A 23,323-nucleotide genomic window follows, 5' to 3' on the forward strand; every position below is an offset into this window, starting at 1 on the left:
CCAACAAGAGAGCAAACATGAGCCAGACACCTTTCGATATTCAGCGTGCCGCGGTGGTCGGTGCAGGCACCATGGGGCGGGGCATCGTGATGTGCCTGGCCAACGCGGGCGTGGCGGTACAGTGGGTCGACAACAATCCACAGATGCTCGCGCAGGCACTGGTGGCCGTGGCCGAGACCTATGCCCATGGCGTGCGTCAGGGCCGTTTCGATCAGGGCGAGTCTGATGCGCGGATCGCCCGGGTGACACGGGCGGATGATTACGCGGCGATCCGCAATGTGGACCTGGTGATCGAAGCGGTTTACGAAAACCTCGAACTCAAACAGAACATTTTTCGTGAGCTGGACGGCCTGCTCAAGCCCGAGGCCATCCTGGCGAGCAACACTTCGGCGCTGGACATCGATGCCATTGCCGCTGCCACCCGCAGGCCGGCCCAGGTCCTGGGCCTGCATTTCTTCAGCCCGGCGCACATCATGAAGTTGCTGGAAATCGTTCGCGGTGCACACACCTCCACAGCGGTGCTGGACGCGGCGTTGATGCTGGGCAAGCGCATGGGCAAGGTCAGCGTTGTATCAGGCAATTGCCATGGATTCATTGGCAACCGGATGCTTCATCCGTATGTGCTGGAAGCGCGCAAGATGCTGCTGGAGGGGGCATTCCCCTATCAGGTGGATGCGGCGTTGCAAGGCTTTGGCTTCGCCATGGGGCCGTTCCGTATGTACGACGTCGTTGGCATCGATCTGGAGTGGCGCGCCCGTGAGCTGGCGGGCAAGGGCCAGGATGCGCCCGAGGTGCAGGTGGATAACCGGTTGTGCGAGCTGGGACGGTTCGGCCAGAAAAGCGGCAATGGGTATTATCACTACGAGCCGGGCAGTCGACAGGCCGAGCATGATGTCGAGGTCGATGCGCTGGTGCTACAGGTCAGTGAAGCGCTGGGTTTTCAACGGCGCGAGATTGGCCCGGAGGAAATCCTCGAGCGGTGCTTGCTGGCGCTGGTCAACGAGGGGGCGAAAATCCTGGAGGAGGGCATTGCCGAGTCTGCCCACGACATCGACCTGGTCTATCTCAACGGCTATGGCTTCCCTGCGGACAAAGGCGGGCCTATGGCCTGGGCCGACGGGCAGGGGTTGGAAGATATTCACGCACGCCTGCTGGAGCTCGAAACGAAGCAGGGCGACCAATGGAAACCTGCGCGCCTGATCGGCGATTTGGTCGCGCAGGGCAAGGGATTCGCGCAGGCCTGAGGCCGGGCCACGTCAATATCAGTGAACAACCGTAAAGGACACCTGATGCCCCAACGCAACGAATACCGACACTTGCAACCCATTACCACGCGCTGGCACGACAACGATGTCTACGGTCACATCAATAACGTCACCTATTACAGCTTTTTCGATAGCGCAGTGAATACCTACCTGATCGAAGTCGGTGGCCTGGATATCCATGACGGAGAGGTGGTGGGGTTCGTGGTGAGTTCAGCCTGTGACTACTTTGCCTCGATCGCCTTTCCTGACCGGATTGAAATCGGCCTGCGGGTCGGGAAGCTGGGCAGCAGTTCGGTGCAGTACGAGCTGGCGGTGTTCAAGGTTGGCGAGGAGGAGGCGTGCGCGGCGGGGCGTTTTGTTCACGTATTTGTGGACCGGGCGTCGAATCGACCGGTGGCGATTCCGGACCGCCTACGTGGGGCTTTGGAGCGGTTGGTGGTCTGAAACGAAAAATCGCAGCCTCCTGTCAGCGCTGGGCGCTGTCGGAGGCTGCGATCTTCAACGGCTAGTGACGATCAGCCGTTAGTCACGGTAGTAGCGATGATGTTTTTTGCGGTGCCCGTAGGCATGGCCGCGACCTGGGTGGCCGTCACGGTAGTAGCGGCGATCACCACGGCGATCGTCATAGCGACGGTCATCGTCATCGTCCTTGCCCATGTAGTTACCCAGGGCACCGCCAGCGCCGCCGCCCGCTGCCGCACCGATCAGGCTGCCGGTGCTGCCGCCGACGCTACGGCCGACCACGTTGCCGCCGGCTGCGCCCAACGCGCCGCCGATCGCCGCTTCGCCGCGGCTGTGTTTGTCTGCGCCGACTGCACTACCGCCCGCACCGCCCAGCGCCGCGCCGATAGTGGAGCCGGTGTTGCCGCCCAGGGACTGGCCGACGACCGAACCCAAAACCCCGCCCAATGCGCCGCCCACACCTGCTTCGGCAGTACCACCGGCAGAAGCGATGCCACTGGCCAGGCTAAGGGACAACAAGAGAATGGAGGAGAACTTCATAGAGGAGCCTCAAAGGGATGACGGCGCGATCCTGAGGCTGGCTTCGCTTGGTTACAATAGAAATCCGACGAGTAACACGACTTGTGCACAGTTCTCTAAGTTATTGTTTTTCGGTGGGAACTTAAGGCAAATTGGTCGGTCTGTAGCTACTTCGGACAGGCCGTTTTCTATGGAAAACGGCCTTTTTTGTGGGCGTTCGAAAAATAGGATTGTGAGAGCAAAGCTGTGTGGGAGCAAAGCTTGCTCGCGACACAGGCGACTCTATTTCTGAAAGACCGCACTGCTTTCATCGCGGGCAAGCCTTGCTCCCACACAACCTAATCTACTCGCACGTTATATCAGGCCGACTTGGCCAGGATCAGTCCATTCTCGCTCGCCGCTTCCAGGCGGATCGCGACGAATTTCGACGTTGGGGTGTGGCTGCCATCGCCCGTGCTTTCCAGTGGCACCAGCGGGTTCACTTCAGGGTAATAGGCCGCAGCCTGCCCGGCAGGAATGTCGAATGCCAGCAGGGTAAAGCCCTTGACCCGCCGTTCGCGGCCGTCATCCCAGAGCGAGACGATGTCGGCTTTCTGCCCCGGCTTGAAGCCCAGGCGAATGATGTCCGCTTCGTTGGCAAACAACACGTCACGCTGACCCTTCACACCGCGATAGCGGTCATCGAGGCCATAGATGGTGGTGTTGTACTGATCGTGGGAACGCATGGACTGCATGATCAGGTCGGGCAACTGGCCGGTGGCCCGGGTGCGTTCATGCACAAGATCGGTCGGCAACCGGTTGGGCCTGAAGTTGGCGCGACCCGACGGGGTGTTCCAGCGCCGTGAACCGGCGCTATTGCCGAGGTAGAACCCACCAGGGTTCTTCAGCTTTTCGTTGAAGTCCTTGAAGCCAGGTACGGTGTCGGCGATCAGGTCGCGGATGCGACGGTAGTCGGCCACCAGCCAGTTCCAGTCCACCGGACGGCTACCCAGCGTGGCGGCGGCGATGCCGGCGATGATCCACGGTTCGGAGCGCATCTGGTTCGACAGCGGCTGCAGCTGGCCCATGGAGGCATGCACCATGCTGAAGGAGTCTTCCACGGTCACCGCTTGCGCACCTTCGGTTTGCAGATCGATGTCGGTGCGGCCCAGGCACGGCAGGATCAGCGCTTCCTTGCCGTGAGCCAGATGGCTGCGGTTGAGCTTGGTGCTGATCTGCACCGTCAGGTCGCAATTGGCCAAGGCCTGGAACGTTCGATGGCTGTCCGGTGTGGCTTGGGCGAAGTTGCCGCCCAGGGCAATGAACACCTTCGCCTGGCCGTCGGCCATGGCGTGGATCGCCTCGACCACGTTGTGGCCGTTTTCACGCGGTACCTTGAATTGGAAGCGCCGCTCCAGTGAATCGAGGAACGCCGCTGGCGGACGCTCGTTGATGCCCATGGTCCGGTCACCCTGGACGTTGCTGTGGCCGCGTACCGGGCACAGGCCTGCGCCTGGCCGGCCGATGTTGCCGCGCAGCATCATCACGTTGGCGATTTCCTGGATGGTCGCCACCGAATGGCGATGCTGGGTGATACCCATCGCCCAGCACATGATCACGTTCTCGCTTTTGGCGTACATGCGCGCCGCTTGCTCGATCTCGACCAGGGTCATGCCCGATTGTTCGACGATCTGTTCCCACGGCGTGTCGTCGACCGCCACCAGGTAATCCAGCACGTTGGTGCTGTGCTCATTGAGAAAGGCGTGGTCGAACACCGCCGCAGCGCCGGTATTCTGCGCTTCGCGCTCCCACTGCAGCAGGAACTTCGCCATGCCGCGCAAGATCGCCATGTCGCCGCCCAGGGCTGGGCGGAAATAGGCGGTGTTGGTCGGCTTATTGCCGTTGGTGAGCATTTCGATCGGGTTCTGCGGATGCTGGAAGCGCTCCAGGCCACGCTCCTTGAGCGGGTTGATGCAGACCACTTGGGCGCCGCGTTTCACTGCCTCGCGCAGTGGTTCGAGCATCCGCGGATGGTTGGTACCGGGGTTCTGGCCCCAGACGAAAATCGCGTCGGCGTGTTCGAAATCGTCGAAGGTCACTGTGCCCTTGCCCACGCCCACGCTCTGGGACAACGCTACGCCGCTGGCCTCGTGGCACATGTTCGAGCAGTCGGGGAAGTTGTTGGTGCCATAGGCGCGCACGAATAGCTGATACAAGTAGGCCGCTTCGTTGCTGGCTCGGCCCGAGGTGTAGAACTCGGCCTGGTTCGGGCTGGACAGCCCTTGCAGGTGCTTGCCGATCAGGTCGAACGCCGCTTCCCAACTGACGGGTTTGTAGCGGTCGGTTTCGGCGTCGTAGCGCATGGGCTCGGTCAGGCGACCCTGGTACTCGAGCCAGTAGTCGCTCTGCTCCAGCAGCGAGCTCACGCTGTGCTTGGCGAAAAATGCACCATCGACGCGGCGCTTGGTGGCTTCCCAGTTCACGGCCTTGGCGCCGTTCTCGCAGAACTTGACCACGCCGCTTTCCGGCGAGTCACCCCAGGCACAGCCTGGGCAGTCAAAACCGCCATTCTGGTTGGTCTTGAGCATCATGCGGATGTTTTTCAGCGCATTGTCGCTGGTCAGCCAGGCCTGAGCGACGCTGATCAGCGCACCCCAGCCACCGGCTGGGCCCTTGTAGGGCTTGTAGCGCGGTACGGGTTTCTGGTCGGCTTGTTGATGATTGCTCACGCTTGTTTCTCCATCGCAGGGCTGTAGACCCGTGGCGCACTTTTTTGCGGCAGGTGGATGAGGTTGAGGTTGTGTTGGCGGGCCCACTGCACCGCCAGGCCCGTGGGCGACGACAGGCTGACCAGGGTCTGGATGCCGGCCCGCAGGACTTTCTGGATCAGTTCGAGGCTGCAACGGCTGGTGACGATCGCCACGCCGCCGGCCACCGGGATTTGCTGCCGGACCAGCGCGCCGATCAGTTTGTCGAGGGCGTTGTGCCGGCCAATGTCTTCGCGACCCAGCAGCAATTCGCCTTGGGCGTTCATGAACAACGCGGCGTGGACTGCGCCGCAGTATTGGCCCAGGGGCTGGAACTGGCTGATACGGTCACGCAGGCCATCGAGCCATTGGGCCGGTGGCAGCGCTGCGCCGGGCAGCACCTTGAGGTTGGGCAATGCCTGTTCCACTGCTTCCACGCCGCACAAGCCGCAGCCACTGGTGCCCGTCAATTGCCGGCGTTGCTGCTTGAGGTTCCAGAAGGCGCGGTTGGCGATGGTCACCTCGGCATGGTGCGCCGCACCGGTGCCGCTCAGTTGCAGGTCATAGATGTCCGATGCGTCTTCAATGATGCCGCTGCCGAGGCTGAAGCCGACGATGAAGTCTTCAAGGTCGGTGGGGGTGACCAGCATGACCGCCTGGCTGATGCCGTTATAGGCAATCGCCAACGCCACTTCCTCGGCCAGCGCGGTGCTGTCCGATTGGGAGTGGTCCAGATTGCAGTAGCGATAGCTCTGGCTGGCGGCCGGCGCGGATGTTTCCATCGCTGGCGCTGGACTGACCGGAGGCTTGTCGTTCATAGGCATCACTGAAAGTAGGAATAGTGTTAAGACTAAATGCGGCAATCTGCCACGTCTAATCGCTATTACTGATCTCTCAATAGATGACGTCGATCAAGAAGTCGTCGATGATTTCTGGTAAAGGGCAAAACAGGCCTCTGCCAAGGCCGAACGTGGGGCGCCGCGCCGCATGATCAGGCCCAGCGGGACTAAGGTCTGCGCGCTTTCGATAGGCTGGATGCGCAAATCTTCGGTCAGCACATTCAGGCCGCTGTCCAAGGGCATCACCGCGCAACACAGTCCGCCGTGCACAGCTTGTAACAATTGGTGCACCGCGTCGGTTTGCAACAGCGGTTGAGGCGTGAGGCCCCGGCTGTGGAAGTTGTGGTCGATGGATTGGCGAAAATGCATGCCGCTGGTGAGCATGCCCAGGGGCAGTTCGATCAGCGCTTCCCAGCTCAGCGGTTGTTCGCCGAAAAAGAAAAAGCGCTGGTCGTAGAGCAGGCCCATGCGGGTGTGGCTGAAGGGCAGGGCTTCGAAGCGTTCGTTGTCCAGGCGTTCCAGGTAGGAAATACCCAGGTCGATACGGTTGTTCGCCAACTGTTCGAGAATGCGTTCGGAGCTCAGGGACGACAATTCGAAACGCAGGCTGGGGTGCTCGGCGTGCAAGCGCTGCATCATCGCCAGCGGGTCGAAGTCCGACAACGGCACCACGCCCAGGCGCAGCGTACCCACCAGGTTGCCGCGACAGGCCGCCGCTTCGGCCTGCAGCCCGTCATAGGCCGCCAGCACCGTGCGCGCCCAGGCCAGTACCCGTTCCCCCGGCGCGGTAAAACCTTCAAAGCGCTGGCCGCGATTGACCAGTGGCAGGTCGAGTTCTTCTTCAAGGCTGCGCAGGCGCATCGACAGGGTCGGCTGGGTGATGTGGCAGCGTGCGGCGGCTTGGCCGAAGTGGCGGGTTTCGTCGAGCGCGATGAGAAATTTCAGCTGCTTGATGTCCATCTTCGCTCCAGGGCGCAGGAAGGTTCGGATTCTAGCGCTTGCGCGTGGCGGGGTCATTGGTCGGTTGGGAACCGGGTTCGTTTCGCCTGGTCTAGTCTTTGCGTCTGGACACTTAAATCAAGGAGCGTGTGCCATGAGTATCTTTAGCTTTGTGAAGGAAGCCGGTGAAAAGCTGATCGATCTGCTGACCCCCGGCAATGCCAATGCCAGCGAACAACTGAAAGCGCATATTGAAAAGGTCGGCCTGGGTAATCCGAATGTCCAGGCGACCATCGACGGCGACAAAGTCATCGTCACCGGTGAAGTAGCGAGCCAGGAAGAAAAGGAAAAGATCCTGTTGGCGGTGGGTAATATCGCCGGTGTCGGCAGTGTCGACGACCAGATCACGGTGACTGGCCCGGTAGCACAGGCGGCGCGTTTCGTGACGGTGAAGAAGGGCGACACGCTCAGCGCCATCTCCAAGGCCGAGTACGGCGACGCGAACAAGTACAACAAGATCTTCGAGGCCAACAAGCCGATGCTGTCGCATCCGGACAAGATCTATCCGGGGCAGGTGTTGCGTATCCCCGAGTAACCTTCAGGCCTGTGGTGCCTTCATCGCGAGCAAGCTCGCTCCCACACTGGATCTGTGGTGAACAAAGATCCCCCTGTGGGAGCGAGCTTGCTCGCGATGGCGGCCTGACTGAGTACATATCCATTGCTGCGGTAACGGCTGCTTAGGGTTCCGCCCTGACGGCGGCTCACTTTTGAGAAGCCCGGGAGCCGGCCCAGTCAAAAGTAAGCAAAACGCTTTTGCCCCACCACTCGGAGCCTCGCTTAGGCTCGGCATGCCCTCACTCCGGCATTGCTCCGTGGGCCCGCCGCGAAGGGCCATCCATGGCCCAGCGCGGCTATCCCGGCATCCATGCCGGGATGCCCACTCCACAATGCCTGCGTTCGGCCAGCGTGGTTAACGGGGCGCCGAGATCAACGTCCACGCCGAGGCGGCCTAACAGCCGACCTGGCTCTCCCGGTCGTACACCCATCAGCTCTGTTTGAGCTGGACTTGTGGGAGTAAAGCTTGCTCGCGAGGCGGCCTGACAGCCGGCCTATTTCTCCGGCCGTGCCCCGATCCAACTGTGGGAGCGAGCTTGCTCGCGATGAATACCGCGCGGTTCAAAGCCCGGCAATCAAGTCCCGATAATCCCCCAACGCGTCAAACTCCCCTGTGTCCTTCGGCCCTTTGCGGCTATCCGGCTCGCTCACGGCCAGCAAGTGCGCCACGCCGAAGTCCCGGGCGCTGCGCAGCACCGGCAGGGTGTCGTCGATGAACAGGCTGCGGGCCGGGTCGAAATTCAAGTCGGCTTGCAGCGCGTCCCAGAATTGCGGGTTTTCCTTGGGGAAGCCGTAGTCGTGGGAGCTGATCAGGCGGTCGAAGTAAGGGGCCAGTTCGATGCGCTCCAGCTTCAGGGACAATGAATCGCGGTGGGCGTTGGTGATCATCACCACGCGCTTGCCGGCCCGCTGGATCGCTGCCAGGAAGGTATCGGCGTCCGGGCGCAAGGCGATCAGGTGCGCGGTTTCCAGCTTCAGTTCGCGTACCGGCAGTTTCAGCTCGGCGCTCCAGAAATCCAGGCAATACCATTGCAACTGGCCGGCGTTGCGCTCGAACAGCGGCTGCAGCTCCATCTCGGCCATCGCCCGGCTCACGCCATGCAGTTCGGCGTAGCGCTGGGGCAGGTGTTCGAGCCAGAAATGGTTGTCGTAATGCAGGTCCAGCAGGGTGCCGTCCATGTCCAGCAGAACCGTATCGATCTCATGCCAGGGCAGCAAGGCCATAAAACTTCTCCAGCGGTAATCGGATATCCGACACAAACAATCAGAATAGGCCGGGTATAGTAGCCCGCTATCGCCCAGGGAGCCGTTTATGCGCCAGAAACCCACCATACTCGATCGCCAGATCGTCGCTACCAGCCGCCTGTTTTGCGTGGAAGAACTGAAATTGCGGTTTTCCAACGGTGTTGAGCGCACCTATGAACGTCTGGCGAGCAAGGGGGCGGGCTACGGCGCGGTGATGATCGTGGCGATGCTCGATGCCGACCATGCTGTGTTGGTGGAAGAGTATTGCGGGGGTACCGACGCCTACGAACTGTCCCTGCCCAAGGGCTTGATCGAGCCAGGTGAAGATGTGCTGGCGGCGGCCGAACGGGAGCTCAAGGAAGAGGCCGGTTTCGGTGCGCGTCAGTTGGAACACCTGACCGAACTGTCGCTGTCCCCCGGCTACATGAGCCAGAAGATCCAGGTGGTGCTGGCAACCGATCTGTATGAAGAACGGCTGGAGGGTGACGAGCCCGAGCCGATGCGCGTGGACAAGGTCAACCTGCGTGAGCTGTCGGCCCTGGCACAGAACCCGCAGTTCACCGAGGGTCGGGCCTTGGCGGCGCTGTACCTGGCCCGTGACCTGCTGACCCAGCGTGGAGCGTTCCTGTCATGACTTTCCCTCATCCGTTGATGGCCCCTGTAGTCGAGCTGGCGCTCCAGGCCGGTGAAGCGATCCTGCCGTTCTGGCGCGCCAACGTGCAGGTCAACCACAAGGCCGACGAGTCGCCGGTGACCGCCGCAGACATGGCCGCTCATGATGTGATCGTGGCCGGGCTGATGGCGCTGGCCCCGGATATTCCGATCCTCTCCGAAGAAGACGCCGATATTGCCCAAAGCGTGCGCGCCGGCTGGCATCGCTGGTGGTTGGTAGACCCGCTGGATGGCACCAAGGAGTTCATTTCCGGCAGCGAGGAGTTCACCGTCAACATCGCGTTGGTGGAGCAGGGCCGTGTGGTGTTCGGCGTGGTATCGATGCCCACCAATGGACGTTTTTACGTCGGTGGCGCAGGGCTGGGTGCCTGGCGTGGCGACAAGGGCGGCGTACCTTTGCCTATCGCGGTTCGTGACGTCCTGGCCCCAGGTGAAGTTTTTACCGTGGTCGCCAGTCGTCGGCACACCAGCCCGGAGCAGGAACGCCTGCTGGATGGCTTGAGCGGGAGCCTGGGTGAGCTGCAACTGACCAGTATTGGCAGTTCGTTGAAGTTTTGCCTGGTGGCTGAAGGCGCGGCGGATTGTTATCCACGGCTGGCGCCGACCTCCCAGTGGGACACCGCTGCCGCCCAGGGTGTATTGGAAGGTGCGGGTGGCGAGGTGTTGGACTTGAGCGGCGAACCGTTCTGTTATCCACCGCGTGAGTCGCTGTTGAATACATCGTTCCTGGCGTTGCCGGCGAAAGCGGCGTGGCGTGCAAAACTGCTGGAGCTTGCTCGCTCTTAAGCTTGGCTCGATCCTTTGTGGCAAGGGGATTGTGGGAGCAAAGCTTGCTCGCGATACAGGCGCCTCGATCTCTGAAAGACCGCAGCGCATCCATCGCGGGCAAGCCTTGCTCCCACACAGCGATACCTCGCCACAGGGGTATGCAGTGTTTTAGCGGTGCAACACGTACTGCCCCTCGAACTGCACCGCCACGTCCTCGCTGCCGGTATTCATCACCCGCGTCTGCAACGCCAGCCGCGCCCGTCCGTAACGCCGGTAGGTGGCCAGGAAGCGCTTCCAGACCTTTTCCTCGGGGGCTTTGCAGACGACGGTCGCATCGCGGGTCACCGGCAGCGGATAACTGATTTGCCCTTCCTGAATCACGATATGCCCGTCTTCGATGCTTTCCTCGCGCAGGGCCAGGTGCAGCCAGCCCCAGCCGCCGAGCACCGCGCCGCAATACAGGCTGCCACCGAACATGGTGCTCTTGTGGTTGACGTTGGCTGCAAGCGGCAAGGACAGGCGCAGTTGTCGGGCCTGCCAATCGAGCACCTTGAGGCCCATGTCCCGGGTCAAGGGGATGTCGTGGTGCAGGATCGATTCCAGGTAACGACTGTCGCGGTTCATTGCGGGGCCTTTTGCTTGAACGGGAAATGACGATAACTCAATCGGACTCATCGGCCGAACCATGGCTGCTGTCGCCGAAGTGCAGCCCATGTTTGCGTAACTTGTCGTGCAAGGTCTTGCGTGGAATGCCCAAGGCTTCGGCCAGGCTGCGCACCGAGCTGTGGGGGCGGGCCAGTTCGGCGGCGATCAGGGTTTTCTCGAAGTTTTCCACCTGCTCGCTCAAGCCGCCACTGACCACTTCCACCGGTGCGCCGGGGCTGCCGTCGGGCGCGGCGTTATCCAGGGCCAGTTCCAGGCCCAGGGCAAAACGTTCGGCGGCGTTCTGCAGTTCCCGCACATTGCCCGGCCAACTGTGGCGCAGCAGCAGCGCCCGTTGTGCCGGTTGCAATTCATGGGACGGCAGCCCGTGGCGAGCGCTGGCTTCGTCGGCGAAATGCTGGAACAGCATCAGCGCATCTTCACCCCGTTCACGCAAGGGCGGTATGCGCAGCGGCGCGACGTTCAGGCGGTAATACAGGTCGGCGCGAAAACGCCCCTGGTCGGCGGCCTGGCGCAGGTCTTCCTTGGTGGCGGCGATCACGCGGATATCCAGCGGGATCTGTTGATTGCCCCCCAGCCGCTCCACTACGCGCTCTTGCAGCAGGCGCAGCAGCTTGACCTGGACATCCAGGCTCATGCTTTCGATTTCATCCAGGAACAGCGTACCGCCGTTGGCGAATTCGAATTTGCCGATACGACGCTTCTGCGCGCCGGTAAAAGCGCCGGGTTCGTGGCCGAACAGCTCGCTTTCCACCACCGACTCGGCCAGGGCCCCGGCGTTGATCGCCACGAAGGGGCCGTTGCGCCGGCCTGAAAGATCGTGCAATGCACGGGCGACCACTTCCTTGCCGGCTCCGGTTTCACCGAGGATCAGCACGTCGGCGCGGGTGGCGGCCAATGCACCGATCTGCTCGCGCAGGCGCAACATGGGTGTCGATTGGCCGACCAGGCGGGCGCTGAGTTCATGGCGATCGCTCAGGGCCAGGCGCAGGCTGCGGTTGTCCAGCACCAGCCGGCGCAAGGCCAGGGCGCGGCGTACGCTGTCGAGCAAATGATCGCTGGCGAAAGGTTTTTCCAGGAAGTCATAGGCTCCGGCGCGCATTGCCTGCACCGCCAGTGGCACGTCGCCGTGGCCGGTGATCAGCAGCACCGGCAGCTCTGAGTCCTGGGCGTGGAGTTCGCCCAGCAGTTCGAGACCATCCATGCCTGGCATGCGAATATCGCTGACCACCACGCCCGGCCAGTCACGGGGCAGTTGCGCGGCCACACCCTTGGCTTCGGCCAGCGGCAGGATTTTCAGGCCCGCCAGGTCGAGGGTCTGGCTCAGGGCCTGACGCAAATGGGGATCGTCGTCGATCAGCACCACCTCAATCCGGTTGTCGATGGTCATACACTTCGGTCCTCGGACGGTTGCAGGCTCACCCCGGGGGCTCCAGCGCGCAGTTTCAGGGTGATCAGGGCGCCGCCTTCCTTGTGGTTGGCGAACGACAGTTCGCCGCCAAAGGCGCGCATCAGGGTGTCGCAGATCGCCAGCCCCAGGCCAAGGCCCTGGGTGCGGGTCTTGGTGGTGTAGAAGGGTTCGCCGGCGCGGCCCAGGGCTTCCATGCAAAACCCCGGGCCGTTATCGCGGATGTACAGGTTGACGCCGGTTTCGGTGGCCTGGGCACTGAGCCAGAGCTTGCGCGGTGGGCCTTTCTCGGTGAGCGCATCGAGGGCGTTGGCCAGCAGGTTGCCGAGTACCTGGCGCAAGCGGGTTTCGCCGGCCTCCACCCACAGCGTGGCGGCCGGCAAGTCGCGGATCAGTTCCACTTCCATGCTGCGCCGGCGTTTGGCGAGCAGCGCCAGGGCGTCGTCCAGCGCCGGTTGCAGGGCAACGCTTTCCGGCGCATGTCGATCGCGGCGGGCGAAGGCGCGCAGGTGGGCGATGATCGAGGCCATGCGCCCGGTCAGTTCGCTGATCAGCTTGAGGTTGCCCCGGGCGTCCTCGGTGCGTTGGTGATCGAGCAAAATCTCGGCGTTTTCCGCGTAACTGCGAATCGCTGCCAGCGGTTGGTTGAGTTCGTGGCTGATACTCGCCGACATGGTGCCCAGGGCCGACAGCTTGCCGGCCTGTACCAGGTCATCCTGGGCACGGACCAACTCTTGCTGAGCCTGTTCACGCTCCAGCACTTCCTGCTTCAACCGTCGGTTCAGTCCTTCCAGGTCGCTGGTGCGCTCGGCCACTCGGCCTTCCAATTCGTGACGGGCCTTGGCTTCGAAGGCGATTCGATCCAGGTAGTGGCGTCTGCGTTGCATCATCAGCCCGAGCAACAGCATCAAGACCAGCAAGGCGGCGCCACCGATGGCGACCACGGTGCGCACTGGACGATCAATCAGGGTGCGCGGGGCGAGAATGCTTACGCTCCAGCCGGTTTCCTCGATGGACTGGGTCTGGGTCAGCCAGGCGTTGGCGTTCAGGTTCAGCGGCTTGGGCTCGCGGGTCGGATACGGCTGTACCGCGCTGATGGCCTCGCGCTCGGCGTCATTCAAGGGCCGGGTCGCGCGAAATCGCCATTCCTGTCGCGACGTGAGGATGACCACGCCGTTGTGGTCGGTCACCAGTAATTGTTCGGGAGTCTTGCCCCACAGGCTTTCGGTGTGGTCGAGGTCGACCTTGACCACCAGCACGCCGATGACTTTTTCGCGGTCGCGCACGGCGGCGGCAAAGAAATAACCGCGTTTGGCCGATGTCGTGCCGAGGCCGAAGAAGCGGCCCAGGTGCCCGGCCATGGCTTCGATGAAGTACGGCCGGAAGGCGAAATTGCGTCCGACGAAACTGTCGTGTTTGTCCCAGTTCGACGCGGCCAGGGTCTTGCCGGAAGGGTCCATCAGGTACATGACTTCGGCGCCGGTCTGGGCGCTGATGTTTTTCAGCAGCCGGTTGGCATTGCCTTGGGTCACGCCATCGTCCGGTGCCGACAAGGCGGCGCGCAAGGCCGGCAGGTCGCCGAGAATCTGTGGCAGCACCTCATAGCGGTGCAGCGTGCCCAACAGGTTGGCGACGTAGAGGTCCAGGGTCTGGCGGTTCTGCCCGGCCAGCTCGCTGCGGTAATAACGTTCGGCCAGGTGTTCCAACGGCCACAGCAAGGGCGCCAGGCACAGCGCGAGCAAGGCCAGGCTGCGCCAACGGGGTCTGCGGGGAAGGGTGGAATTCATGAGCCTCGGACGCCTGTGGTGACAGGCGTATTATGCCTAGTTGCCTTGCAAATACTATTTGTAAGGCAGTACTAGGCTTGTCCGGCAAGGCACTGCTGCAACGCGCTTTGCCAGTCCGGTTGGCTCACTCCCCACTCCTTGAGCAGGCGCATGCAATCCAGGCGCGAGTTAAGTGGCCGCGGGGCTGGAGTCGGATAGGCGCTGGATTCAATGGGCTCCAGCTGCGCACACGGTTTGTGCCGATCGAGCAGGTTTTCGCCGATGGCCTGGGCGAAACCGAACCAGGACGTCTCGCCCCGTGCTGTCAGGTGATAGGTGCCCCAGGCGCCGGGTTGGCCGGCCTGCCAGCGCTCGATCAGTTGCGCGGTGCTGTCGGCAATGGTGCCGGCCCAGGTCGGTGCGCCGACCTGGTCGGCGACCACCCGCAGCTGCGGTTTTTCCTGTAACAGGCGTTGCATGGTCAACAGGAAGTTGCGGCCCTCGGTGGAGTACACCCAACTGGTGCGCAGAATCAGGTGCTGGCCACCAACCTGGCGGATGGCATTTTCGCCGGCCAGCTTGCTGCGTCCGTAGACACTCAGTGGGTTGGGCGTGTCGTCCTCGGTGTAGGGGGCAGGTTTGAGGCCGTCGAAGACGTAGTCGGTGGAGTAATGAATCAGCGGGACGCCCAGCGCAACCGCTGCCTGGGCCAGGATGCCCGGCGCCGTGGCATTGATGGCGAACGCCCGCTCCGGTTCACTTTCGGCCTGATCGACGGCCGTGTGGGCGGCGGCATTGATGATCAGGCCGGGCTTGAGGGCTTCGATGGGGGCACGCAGGGAATCCGGTTGTGCCAGGTCGAGCTGGTCGCTGCCGCGTACAGTCAACTCGCCCAGGCCGCTCAGGCGCGATTGGAGCGCCCGGGAAACCTGGCCATTCTGGCCGATGATCAGGATACGCAAGGGGGCACTCATGGGAACAGGTCGGCCTCGTGCAGGGCTTTGCCATTCAGGTCCTTGGCCGAGAGGATCGGCGCGCCTTCGAATTCCCAATCGATGGCCAACTGCGGATCGTCCCAGCGAATGCAGCGCTCGGCCGAGGGTGCGTAGTAATCAGTGGTCTTGTAGAGGAAGTCCGCTGATTCGCTCAGTACGACGAAACCGTGGGCAAACCCTGGCGGAATCCATAGTTGTCGCGGAATCTGCGCCGAGAGACGCATGGCGGTCCATTGACCGAAGTTAGGAGAGCTGCGGCGGATATCTACTGCCACATCCAGCACCTCCCCCGCAGTGACCCGTACCAGTTTCCCTTGAGCTTGTTCGATTTGATAGTGCAGGCCACGCAGCACGCCCCTGGTCGAGCGTGAGTGGTTATCCTGGACGAACTGCAGGGTAGAGCCGGTCGCCTTGGCAAACGCTTGGGCATTGAAACTTTCGTAGAAAAATCCCCGGTCGTCGCCGAAGACCTTTGGTTCGATGATCAAGACTTCTGGCAAACGGGTGGGGATGACATTCATCGTGTTTCTCCGGCGATATTGAACAAGTACTGACCGTAGCCGGTCTTGCCAAAATACTGGGCGCGTTCAAGGACGTGTTCGCGGCTGACCCAACCTTGCTGGTAGGCAATTTCTTCCAGGCACGCCACTTTCAGGCCTTGGCGATGTTCGATGGTCTGCACGTATTGCGAGGCTTCCAGCAGGCTGTCGTGAGTGCCGGTGTCCAGCCAGGCGAAACCACGGCCGAAGCGCTCGACGTGCAGGTCGCCGCGTTGCAGGTAGACATTGTTTACGTCGGTGATTTCCAGTTCGCCGCGCTTGGACGGCTTGATGCCCTTGGCGATCTCGATCACGTCGTTATCGTAGAAATACAGGCCGGTCACCGCGTAGCTGGATTTGGGCGTGGTGGGTTTTTCTTCGATGGACATCGCCCGTCCTTCGGTATCGAAGTCGATCACGCCAAAACGCTCAGGGTCCTTGACCCAGTAGCCGAACACCGTCGCGCCACTCTGCCGGTTGACGGCGGTCTGCAATTGCTCGCCAAAATGCTGACCGTGGAAAATGTTGTCGCCCAGGATCAGGCACACCGAGTCGCTGCCAATGAATTGTTCGCCAATCAGGAACGCCTGGGCCAGGCCATCGGGGGTCGGCTGCTCGGCGTAGCTGAACTGCACGCCAAACTGATGACCGTCGCCCAAGAGGGCGCGGTATTGCGGCAGATCCTGCGGGGTGGAAATCACCAATATTTCCTTGATGCCGGCGAGCATCAGCACCGAGATCGGGTAATAAATCATCGGTTTGTCATAAACCGGCAAGAGTTGCTTGGAAACCCCAAGGGTGATCGGGTGCAAGCGTGTGCCGGAACCGCCGGCCAGAACAATGCCTTTCATCATGCCATTGCATCCTTGTTGTCGAGCGAGCCCAGGCGCTCGCCTTGATAGCTGCCGTCCTGGACACGTTGGCACCACAGCAGGTTTTCGAGGTACCACTGCACGGTCTTGCGCAGCCCGGTCTCAAAGGTTTCCCGTGGTGTCCAGCCCAGTTCCCGTTCGATCTTGCTGGCGTCGATGGCGTAGCGCAGGTCGTGGCCTGGGCGATCCTGGACGAAGCTGATCAGGTCGGCATAGTGCTCGACCCCTTCGGGCTTGCGTGGCGCCAGTTCTTCGAGCAGCGCGCAGATGCTGCGCACTACGTCGATGTTTTTCTGCTCGTTGTGCCCGCCAATGTTGTAAGTCTCGCCGACCATGCCTTCTGTGACGACCTTGAGCAGTGCACGGGCATGATCTTCGACAAACAGCCAGTCGCGCACTTGCTGGCCGTCGCCATAGACCGGCAACGGCTTGCCGGCCAGCGCGTTGAGAATCACCAGTGGTATGAGCTTCTCGGGGAAGTGAAACGGCCCGTAGTTATTGGAGCAGTTGGTCAACAGCACGGGCAAACCGTAGGTGCGCTGCCAGGCGCGGACCAGGTGGTCGGACGCTGCCTTGCTCGCCGAGTACGGTGAGCTTGGGGCATAGGCGGTGGTCTCGGTGAACAGGTCATCCACACCGTGCAGGTCGCCATACACTTCGTCGGTGGAAATGTGGTGGAAGCGAAACGCGCTTTTCTGCGGCTCGGGCAGGGCCTGCCAATAGGCTCGAGTGGCTTCCAGCAGGCTGTAGGTGCCCACGATATTGGTCTGGATGAAGTCCGCCGGGCCATCAATGGAGCGGTCTACATGGGACTCGGCCGCCAGATGCATGATGGCGTCAGGCTTGAATCGCGCCAGCACTGCACTGACGGTAGATTGATCGACGATATCGGCCTGGACGAATTCGTAGCGGCTGTCGTGATCGATGCTGCTCAGCGATTCGAGATTGCCAGCATAGGTCAGCTTGTCGAGGTTCAGGACCTGGTGTCCGGTATCAAGAATCAAGTGCCGTATGAGCGCCGAGCCGATGAAGCCAGCACCGCCAGTGATGAGAATGCGCATCCAGTTAAGCCTTTTTCCATGGAACGACAAAGTATAGAAGCATAGCTTGTCGGCATGGCTGGGGCGGTGCAAGCGAATATCTCATGGATACATCCTCCCCACACAGCTTCCCAGGAGGGTTGTGCATATTTTTGAACAGGAGGGGTTGCTTATCCCCCGACTCAGTGGCGTGATAGTCATCCGAACAAAACCACCTCAGGGGTCGTTGTATGCCGCTCACTACGTTGGTTCACCGTGCCAGTTTGCCAAGCCCACAGATCAGCGCCGAGCAGGCGTTGGTGCTGTTGCGCTTGAATTACGGACTCAGCGGCGACCTGCGACCCCTTGGCAGCAACCAGGACCTCAATTACCGAGTCGACAGCGAGCGCGGGCGCTTTGTGTTGAAAATTTGCCACGGCGACTACGCTGTCCAGGAACTCCAGGCCCAACACGCTGCCCTCAAGCAGTTGGCCGGGCACGGCGCGGTGAAGGTGCCGCGGGTGATTACCGCCAGCAACGGCCAGGACCTGCTGACATTGGACGTCGACGGCCAAGCGGTCCATATGCGACTGCTGGAGTACATCGACGGCCAGTCCCTCACGCAGCTCAAACACCTGCCGCCTGAGTTGGTGACCGGCCTGGGCCGCCTGTGCGCGGAAATGGACCTGGCCCTGGCGACATTCGACCACCCAGGCCTGGATCGCACCCTGCAATGGGACGCGCGCCACGCTCCCGCCCTGGTCGATCATCTGTTGCCTGTCATCGACGACGATCAGCGGCGGCAACTGATCGCCGAGGTCGCGCAACAGGCCGAGCGGCGCTTGCAGCCGCTCAAGGCCAGCCTGCCGGTGCAGGCGATCCACATGGACATCACCGATGACAACGTGGTCTGGCAGCGCGATGCCCAGCGCCAATGGCAATTGCAGGGCGTCATCGATTTCGGCGACCTGATCCGCACCTGGCGCATCACCGACTTGTCGGTGACGTGTGCGGCCCTGCTGCACCACGCCGACGGCGATCCATTCTTCATCTTGCCGGCGATCAAGGCCTACCAGGCAGTCAACCCCTTGCAACGCGAAGAACTGTTGGCGCTGTGGCCACTGATCGTGGCGCGCGCCGCGGTACTGGTGCTCAGCGGTGAGCAGCAGGTTTCCATTGATCCGGACAACCAATACAGCCGCGACAACCTGGCCCATGAGTGGGAGATTTTCCGGGTCGCGCACTCGGTGCCCTTCGAACTGATGGAAGCGGCGATTCTCGCCGCCGTCGGCCACAGCCTGCCGCCCATCGCCAGCGAAGGCTTTGCGCCGCTGTTGCCGACCTTGGTGGGGCGTGAGTTCGCGCTGATTGACCTGGGTGTACTGAGCCCGCATTTCGAGGCCGGCAATTGGGAGCAACCGGGGATCGACCAGCGCTTGTTGAGCGAGGCCGCGGGCCTTCATGGCCTGGCCGCCAGCCGCTACGGGCAATACCGGTTATCCCGCACTCGGCCGGATAGCGCCGTCGAACCCGATACTTATCCACTGCACGTGGAGTTGAGCGTTCCTCGGGGGACGCCGCTCGAGTCCCCGTTCGCTGGGGTCGTGCACAAGACGGCCGACGGCCTGTTGCAGCTGGACAGCGCGCAGTTGAGCGTGCGGCTGTGGGGCGTGACGTCGCCGCTGCATTCCGGCGCGGCACTGGTCAAGGGGCAGGTGCTGGGCGAAGTGACGGGGTCGTTGCGGGTCCAGTTGTGTCGGGGCGCCCAGGTGGATCCACCACTGTTCTGCACACCTTCCAGGGCATTGGCCTGGCAGGCGCTATGCCCTTCGCCGGCGGTGCTGCTGGGGCTGGCTTGCGATGCCGAGTCGGAGATCGATCCCGAGGTGCTGCTGGCCCGTCGCGATGCGAGCTTTGCCCGTTCGCAGAAGCACTATTACGTGGATCCGCCGCGCATCGAGCGCGGCTGGCGCAATCACCTGATCGACATGCAGGGCCGCTCGTACCTGGACATGCTCAACAATGTCGCGGTGCTGGGCCATGGTCATCCACGCATGGCGGCAGTGGCTGCCCGGCAGTGGTCGCTGCTCAATACCAACTCGCGTTTCCACTATGCGGCGATCGCCGAATTTTCCGAACGCCTGCTGGCGTTGGCGCCGTCCAACATGGACCGGGTGTTCCTGGTCAACAGCGGCACCGAGGCCAACGACCTGGCGATCCGCCTGGCCTGGGCCTACAGCGGCGGGCGGGACATGCTCAGCGTATTGGAGGCCTATCACGGCTGGTCGGTGGCCGCCGATGCGGTCTCGACCTCCATCGCCGACAATCCCCAGGCGCTGAGCAGCCGCCCGGACTGGGTGCATCCGGTGACCGCACCGAACACCTATCGCGGCGAATTCCGTGGCCCCGACACTGCGCCGGACTACGTGCGCAGCGTCGAACACAACCTGGCGAAAATCGCTGAAAACAAGCGCCAGCTCGCCGGTTTCATCTGCGAACCGGTGTACGGCAACGCCGGTGGGATCGCGCTGCCGCCCGGTTACCTGAAGCAGGTCTACGCGATGGTGCGCGAGCGCGGTGGGGTCTGCATCGCCGACGAAGTACAGGTCGGTTACGGGCGCATGGGCGAGTTTTTCTGGGGCTTCGAAGAGCAAGGCGTGGTGCCGGACATCATCACCATGGCCAAGGGCATGGGCAACGGCCAGCCACTGGGTGCGGTCATTACCCGTCGAGAGATCGCCGAGGCGCTGGAAGCCGAGGGGTATTTCTTTTCGTCGGCCGGTGGCAGCCCGGTCAGCTGCCAGATCGGCATGGCGGTGCTGGATGTCATGGAAGAAGAGAACCTCTGGGAAAACGCCCGGGTGGTGGGTGGGCACTTCAAGGCCCGGCTGGTGGCCTTGATCGACCGCTATCCATTGGTCGGCGCGGTGCATGGCTCCGGGTTCTACCTGGGCGTGGAACTGATCCGCGACCGCGACACCCTGGAGCCGGCCACTGAAGAAACCACGGCGTTGTGCAACCGCCTGCGAGCGTTGGGGATCTTCATGCAACCGACCGGCGATTACCTGAACATCCTCAAGATCAAACCGCCGATGGTGACCACGCGCCAGAGCGTGGATTTCTTCGTCGATATGTTGGTGAAGGTCTTGGACGAGGGGCTGTAACTAATCTGGAACGCCAAGCTGTTCCCCGTGGGAGCGAGCTTGCTCGCGATGACGGTGTCCAAGCCAATATTGATTTGGCTGACCCACCGCTATCGTGAGCAAGCTCACTCCCGCAGGGTTTCGCACTAATTCTATAAAATCGATTTTTGTCGATGTTTGGCGCTATTTTTTGATGGGTGTTAGTTTTTCTGACTTTATTAGTCGATATTTATCGTTTATAAGGTTGCCACTGCCCATCGCCCAGGAGATGACCCATGACAACGTTGTACAGCACCCCCCGCGCGGATGGTTTCCACATGCCTGCCGAGTGGGCGACCCAGACCCAGGTCTGGATGATCTGGCCCGAGCGCCCGGACAACTGGCGCCTGGGCGGCAAGCCCGCGCAGGCCGCCCACGTAGCGGTCGCCAAGGCCATCGCCCGTTTTGAACCGGTGACCGTGGCGGTGTCTGCGGCCCAGTACGAAAATGCCCGGGCGCGTCTCGATGTGCCGAATATCCGCCTGGTGGAAATGTCCAGCGACGACGCCTGGGTTCGCGACACAGGGCCGACGTTCGTCATCAATGACAACGGCGAAGTGCGCGGTGTCGATTGGGATTTCAACGCCTGGGGCGGTTTCGACGGCGGCCTGTATGCACCGTGGAACCGTGATGCGCAAGTGGCCGACAAGATCCTTGAGATCGAGCGCAGCCCGCGTTATCGCACCGAAGATTTTGTGCTCGAGGGCGGCTCGATCCATGTGGATGGTGAAGGCACCCTGATCACCACCGAAGAGTGCCTGCTCAACCGCAATCGCAACCCGCACTTGAGCCGTGAAGAGATCGAGGCAGTGCTCAGCGCGCAGTTGGCGGTGGACAAGATCATCTGGCTGCCGGACGGTCTGTTCAATGACGAAACCGACGGCCATGTGGATAACTTCTGCTGCTACGTGCGGCCAGGTGAAGTCCTGCTTGCCTGGACCGACGACCCGCAAGACCCGAACTACACCCGCTGCCATGCGGCGATGAAGGTGCTGCAAAACAGCACTGACGCCAAGGGACGCCCGTTCACAGTGCACAAAATGCCGATTCCGGGGCCGTTGTACGCCACCGAGGAAGAATGTGCCGGCGTCGATGCGGTGGAGGGGTCCCAAGAGCGCAACCCAACCGTGCGGCTGGCCGGTTCCTATGTGAATTTCCTGATCGTCAACGGTGGCATCATCGCCCCAAGTTTTGACGATCCGCTGGACGCGCCGGCCAGGGACATCCTGCAGAACCTGTTCCCGCAGCACGAAGTGGTCATGGTGCCAGGGCGCGAACTGTTACTGGGGGGCGGGAATATCCATTGCCTTACTCAACAGCAACCTGCACCGCGGGCAAAATGAGTGGCGATGTAACAGCTGGGTGATATCGACCGCGCCGGCTCTAGGTCGGCTGTTTTGGATCCATCCTTGCAAGCCCGCGGCCCGATTGGGTCGCGGGCTTTTTTGTGCCTGTTTATTGGCGTGGCGGATACATTGGCATAGCTCTTGTATCTGTACTTTGGCAGTTCTGGGGAGAGAACTGAGTTGTTTTGTCATGAACCTTGGATAAATTGGCCGCTCATCAACCAGGAGAGGGCGCTGGAATGAATATGATAAGCGAGCGCACATGCCATCCCTTGGCCGTTAATGGTGAGTCGCTTCAAGCCTTGGCGCAGTGGTTGAAATCCAACGGAACGCGTCAGATCAGAGAACCTGATCCGCGCCAGGTAATCGTTGAGCGTTACCCCGTTGGCCTGTTCAGCGAGGCGGAGCTGGAAGCGTTGTGGGATGTGATGCAAGGATAGAATTCGACGGATTGATAAAAAGCGCTGGCCGGGATGGCAGCGCTTTTTTTGTGTCCGCCGGACTTCAAATCCGCACAGAACCCTGTGGGAGCGAGCTTGCTCGCGATCGCGGTGGATCAACAACACTGCTGTTGACTGACACACTGCCATCGCGAGCAAGCTCGCTCCCACAGGGGGTAGTGTTCAAATTCAATGGGCATTCGACCGATCCACGAAACACACTGAAAACCGTTCCAGCGTTTTTCCGCAGCGCTCCAGAGACTACCCTGCTGCCATCCAATCCCCATGGTTAGCGGAGCCCCCATGACCACTCTTCATTATATCTACGACCCGCTGTGCGGCTGGTGCTACGGCGCCAAGCCGTTGGTGCAGGCCGCTCGAAGCGTATTGCCGGTGATTGCTCATGGCGGCGGCATGATGACCGGTGCCAATCGCCAGCAGGTTTCGCCGCAATTGCGCGATTACGTGATGCCCCACGACCGGCGCATCGCCGAATCTTCCGGGCAACCGTTTGGCGAGGCCTATTTCGAAGGTTTGCTGCGTGACCACAGCGCCGTGTTCGATTCGGCGCCGCCGACCGCCGCCATCCTCGCTGCCGAACAGCTCGACGGCCACGGCCTGGAATTGCTCGGACGCCTGCAAACCGCACACTACGTCGAGGGCCGGCGTATCTCTGACGAAGCTGTCCTGCTGGAACTCGCTCAATCCATTGGCCTGCCGGCCCAGATGTTCCTGGCGGCGTTGCGTGCGGTTGACGTGCAGGGGCATATCAAGGCCAGTCGTACCTTGCTGGCTCAGGTCGGCGGCCAGGGTTTTCCGACCTTGGCCCTGGAGCAGGACGGCCAGTTCACGCTGATCGACATCGGCCCCTGGCTCGGCAAACCCGAGGCGTTCGCCCAATGGCTGACGCAAGCCTTGCCGGTTCAGGCCTCCACGTCATCAGCGGCCTGCGGTCTTGACGGTTGTTCGTGGTGAGCAGTTCGTAGACATTTTTTGCCTGATTACAGACGTTTCACGAAATTGACACACCGTTGAGGGCGCGA

General features: G+C 61.8%; 21 protein-coding genes. 9 read left to right on the top strand and 12 right to left on the bottom strand.

Translation table 11 applies throughout. From position 1 onward, the window contains the following. The first annotated feature begins 17 nt into the window (after positions 1–17). Together LOY50_RS01525 and LOY50_RS01530 are read left to right on the top strand one after the other, a co-directional pair. Positions 18–1,244: a 3-hydroxyacyl-CoA dehydrogenase gene (locus LOY50_RS01525; RefSeq protein WP_258690181.1), complete on the top strand. Its 1,227-nt coding sequence runs from the start codon at positions 18–20 to the stop codon at positions 1,242–1,244. 45 nt (positions 1,245–1,289) lie between these two features. After that, the gene (locus LOY50_RS01530; RefSeq protein ID WP_214510978.1) at positions 1,290–1,709 is read left to right on the top strand and encodes a thioesterase family protein; all 420 of its coding nucleotides are present in this window, start codon (positions 1,290–1,292) and stop codon (positions 1,707–1,709) included. A 78-nt stretch (positions 1,710–1,787) separates the two neighbouring features. Here LOY50_RS01530 and LOY50_RS01535 read toward each other — a convergent pair whose 3' ends face one another. The 4 genes from LOY50_RS01535 to LOY50_RS01550 all read right to left on the bottom strand — a co-directional run bounded on the left by LOY50_RS01535 (position 1,788) and on the right by LOY50_RS01550 (position 6,771). Next, positions 1,788–2,267 carry a glycine zipper domain-containing protein gene (locus LOY50_RS01535; protein WP_212798541.1) on the bottom strand — a complete coding sequence of 160 codons (480 nt, stop codon included), beginning with the start codon at positions 2,265–2,267 and terminating at the stop codon, positions 1,788–1,790. Between the two features lie 338 nt (positions 2,268–2,605). Beyond that, complete coding sequence (locus LOY50_RS01540; RefSeq protein WP_258690182.1) at positions 2,606–4,954, bottom strand: FdhF/YdeP family oxidoreductase; 2,349 nt, start codon at positions 4,952–4,954, stop codon at positions 2,606–2,608. Beyond that, a complete protein-coding gene (fdhD, locus tag LOY50_RS01545) occupies positions 4,951–5,790 on the bottom strand; it encodes a formate dehydrogenase accessory sulfurtransferase FdhD (protein WP_253470942.1) in 840 nt (279 codons plus the stop codon). Before fdhD ends, LOY50_RS01540 begins: the two co-directional genes overlap by 4 nt. Before the next feature lie 93 nt (positions 5,791–5,883). Next, complete coding sequence (locus LOY50_RS01550) at positions 5,884–6,771, bottom strand: LysR family transcriptional regulator (protein WP_003196722.1); 888 nt, start codon at positions 6,769–6,771, stop codon at positions 5,884–5,886. A gap of 133 nt (positions 6,772–6,904) precedes the next feature. Between LOY50_RS01550 and lysM the strand changes: the two genes are divergently transcribed. Beyond that, entirely contained in the window at positions 6,905–7,345 is a 441-nt protein-coding gene (gene lysM, locus LOY50_RS01555) for a peptidoglycan-binding protein LysM (RefSeq protein WP_024619134.1), read from the top strand. A 581-nt stretch (positions 7,346–7,926) separates the two neighbouring features. Here the strand turns inward: lysM and yrfG are convergent. Further along, complete coding sequence (gene yrfG / locus LOY50_RS01560; RefSeq protein WP_214510974.1) at positions 7,927–8,589, bottom strand: GMP/IMP nucleotidase; 663 nt, start codon at positions 8,587–8,589, stop codon at positions 7,927–7,929. An 88-nt stretch (positions 8,590–8,677) separates the two neighbouring features. Between yrfG and nudE the strand changes: the two genes are divergently transcribed. Both nudE and cysQ read left to right on the top strand, forming a co-directional pair. Next, on the top strand, positions 8,678–9,244 hold the full coding sequence (gene nudE, locus LOY50_RS01565; RefSeq protein WP_003196729.1) for an ADP compounds hydrolase NudE: 567 nt from the start codon (positions 8,678–8,680) through the stop codon (positions 9,242–9,244). After that, positions 9,241–10,068 (top strand): 3'(2'),5'-bisphosphate nucleotidase CysQ, encoded by an 828-nt coding sequence (cysQ, locus tag LOY50_RS01570; RefSeq protein WP_214510972.1) that lies wholly within the window; start codon positions 9,241–9,243, stop codon positions 10,066–10,068. Before nudE ends, cysQ begins: the two co-directional genes overlap by 4 nt. Positions 10,069–10,218: 150 nt before the next feature. On the opposite strand, the gene LOY50_RS01575 is transcribed toward cysQ, so the two are convergent. The 7 genes from LOY50_RS01575 to rfbB form a co-directional block, all read right to left on the bottom strand. Then, positions 10,219–10,674, bottom strand: a complete 456-nt coding sequence (locus tag LOY50_RS01575; protein ID WP_258690183.1) for a thioesterase domain-containing protein — start codon at positions 10,672–10,674, stop codon at positions 10,219–10,221. Between the two features lie 37 nt (positions 10,675–10,711). Then, positions 10,712–12,103 carry a sigma-54 dependent transcriptional regulator gene (locus LOY50_RS01580; protein WP_258690184.1) on the bottom strand — a complete coding sequence of 464 codons (1,392 nt, stop codon included), beginning with the start codon at positions 12,101–12,103 and terminating at the stop codon, positions 10,712–10,714. Beyond that, the gene (locus LOY50_RS01585; protein ID WP_072342767.1) at positions 12,100–13,908 is read right to left on the bottom strand and encodes an ATP-binding protein; all 1,809 of its coding nucleotides are present in this window, start codon (positions 13,906–13,908) and stop codon (positions 12,100–12,102) included. The genes LOY50_RS01580 and LOY50_RS01585 overlap by 4 nt, the downstream gene beginning before the upstream one ends. A gap of 71 nt (positions 13,909–13,979) precedes the next feature. Next, on the bottom strand, positions 13,980–14,861 hold the full coding sequence (gene rfbD, locus LOY50_RS01590) for a dTDP-4-dehydrorhamnose reductase (protein WP_258690185.1): 882 nt from the start codon (positions 14,859–14,861) through the stop codon (positions 13,980–13,982). Continuing rightward, entirely contained in the window at positions 14,858–15,403 is a 546-nt protein-coding gene (rfbC, locus tag LOY50_RS01595; protein ID WP_253470954.1) for a dTDP-4-dehydrorhamnose 3,5-epimerase, read from the bottom strand. The genes rfbD and rfbC overlap by 4 nt, the downstream gene beginning before the upstream one ends. Next, positions 15,400–16,275: a glucose-1-phosphate thymidylyltransferase RfbA gene (gene rfbA, locus LOY50_RS01600; protein WP_253470956.1), complete on the bottom strand. Its 876-nt coding sequence runs from the start codon at positions 16,273–16,275 to the stop codon at positions 15,400–15,402. Before rfbA ends, rfbC begins: the two co-directional genes overlap by 4 nt. Continuing rightward, positions 16,272–17,354, bottom strand: a complete 1,083-nt coding sequence (gene rfbB, locus LOY50_RS01605; protein ID WP_253470958.1) for a dTDP-glucose 4,6-dehydratase — start codon at positions 17,352–17,354, stop codon at positions 16,272–16,274. Before rfbB ends, rfbA begins: the two co-directional genes overlap by 4 nt. Positions 17,355–17,563: 209 nt before the next feature. Here rfbB and LOY50_RS01610 point away from each other — a divergent pair, with 209 nt between their 5' ends. The 4 genes from LOY50_RS01610 to LOY50_RS01625 all read left to right on the top strand — a co-directional run bounded on the left by LOY50_RS01610 (position 17,564) and on the right by LOY50_RS01625 (position 23,255). Next, positions 17,564–20,476 (top strand): aminotransferase, encoded by a 2,913-nt coding sequence (locus tag LOY50_RS01610; protein WP_258690186.1) that lies wholly within the window; start codon positions 17,564–17,566, stop codon positions 20,474–20,476. A 254-nt stretch (positions 20,477–20,730) separates the two neighbouring features. Then, complete coding sequence (gene aguA, locus LOY50_RS01615) at positions 20,731–21,837, top strand: agmatine deiminase (protein WP_258690187.1); 1,107 nt, start codon at positions 20,731–20,733, stop codon at positions 21,835–21,837. A 242-nt stretch (positions 21,838–22,079) separates the two neighbouring features. Beyond that, entirely contained in the window at positions 22,080–22,280 is a 201-nt protein-coding gene (locus tag LOY50_RS01620; RefSeq protein WP_053177657.1) for a hypothetical protein, read from the top strand. 303 nt (positions 22,281–22,583) lie between these two features. Next, positions 22,584–23,255, top strand: a complete 672-nt coding sequence (locus LOY50_RS01625) for a DsbA family protein (RefSeq protein ID WP_258690188.1) — start codon at positions 22,584–22,586, stop codon at positions 23,253–23,255. Positions 23,256–23,323: the final 68 nt, after the last annotated feature.

Origin of the sequence: Pseudomonas sp. B21-010 (assembly GCF_024749325.1) — a bacterium.
In the GTDB taxonomy this organism is placed as follows: Bacteria; Pseudomonadota; Gammaproteobacteria; order Pseudomonadales; family Pseudomonadaceae; genus Aquipseudomonas; species Aquipseudomonas kilonensis.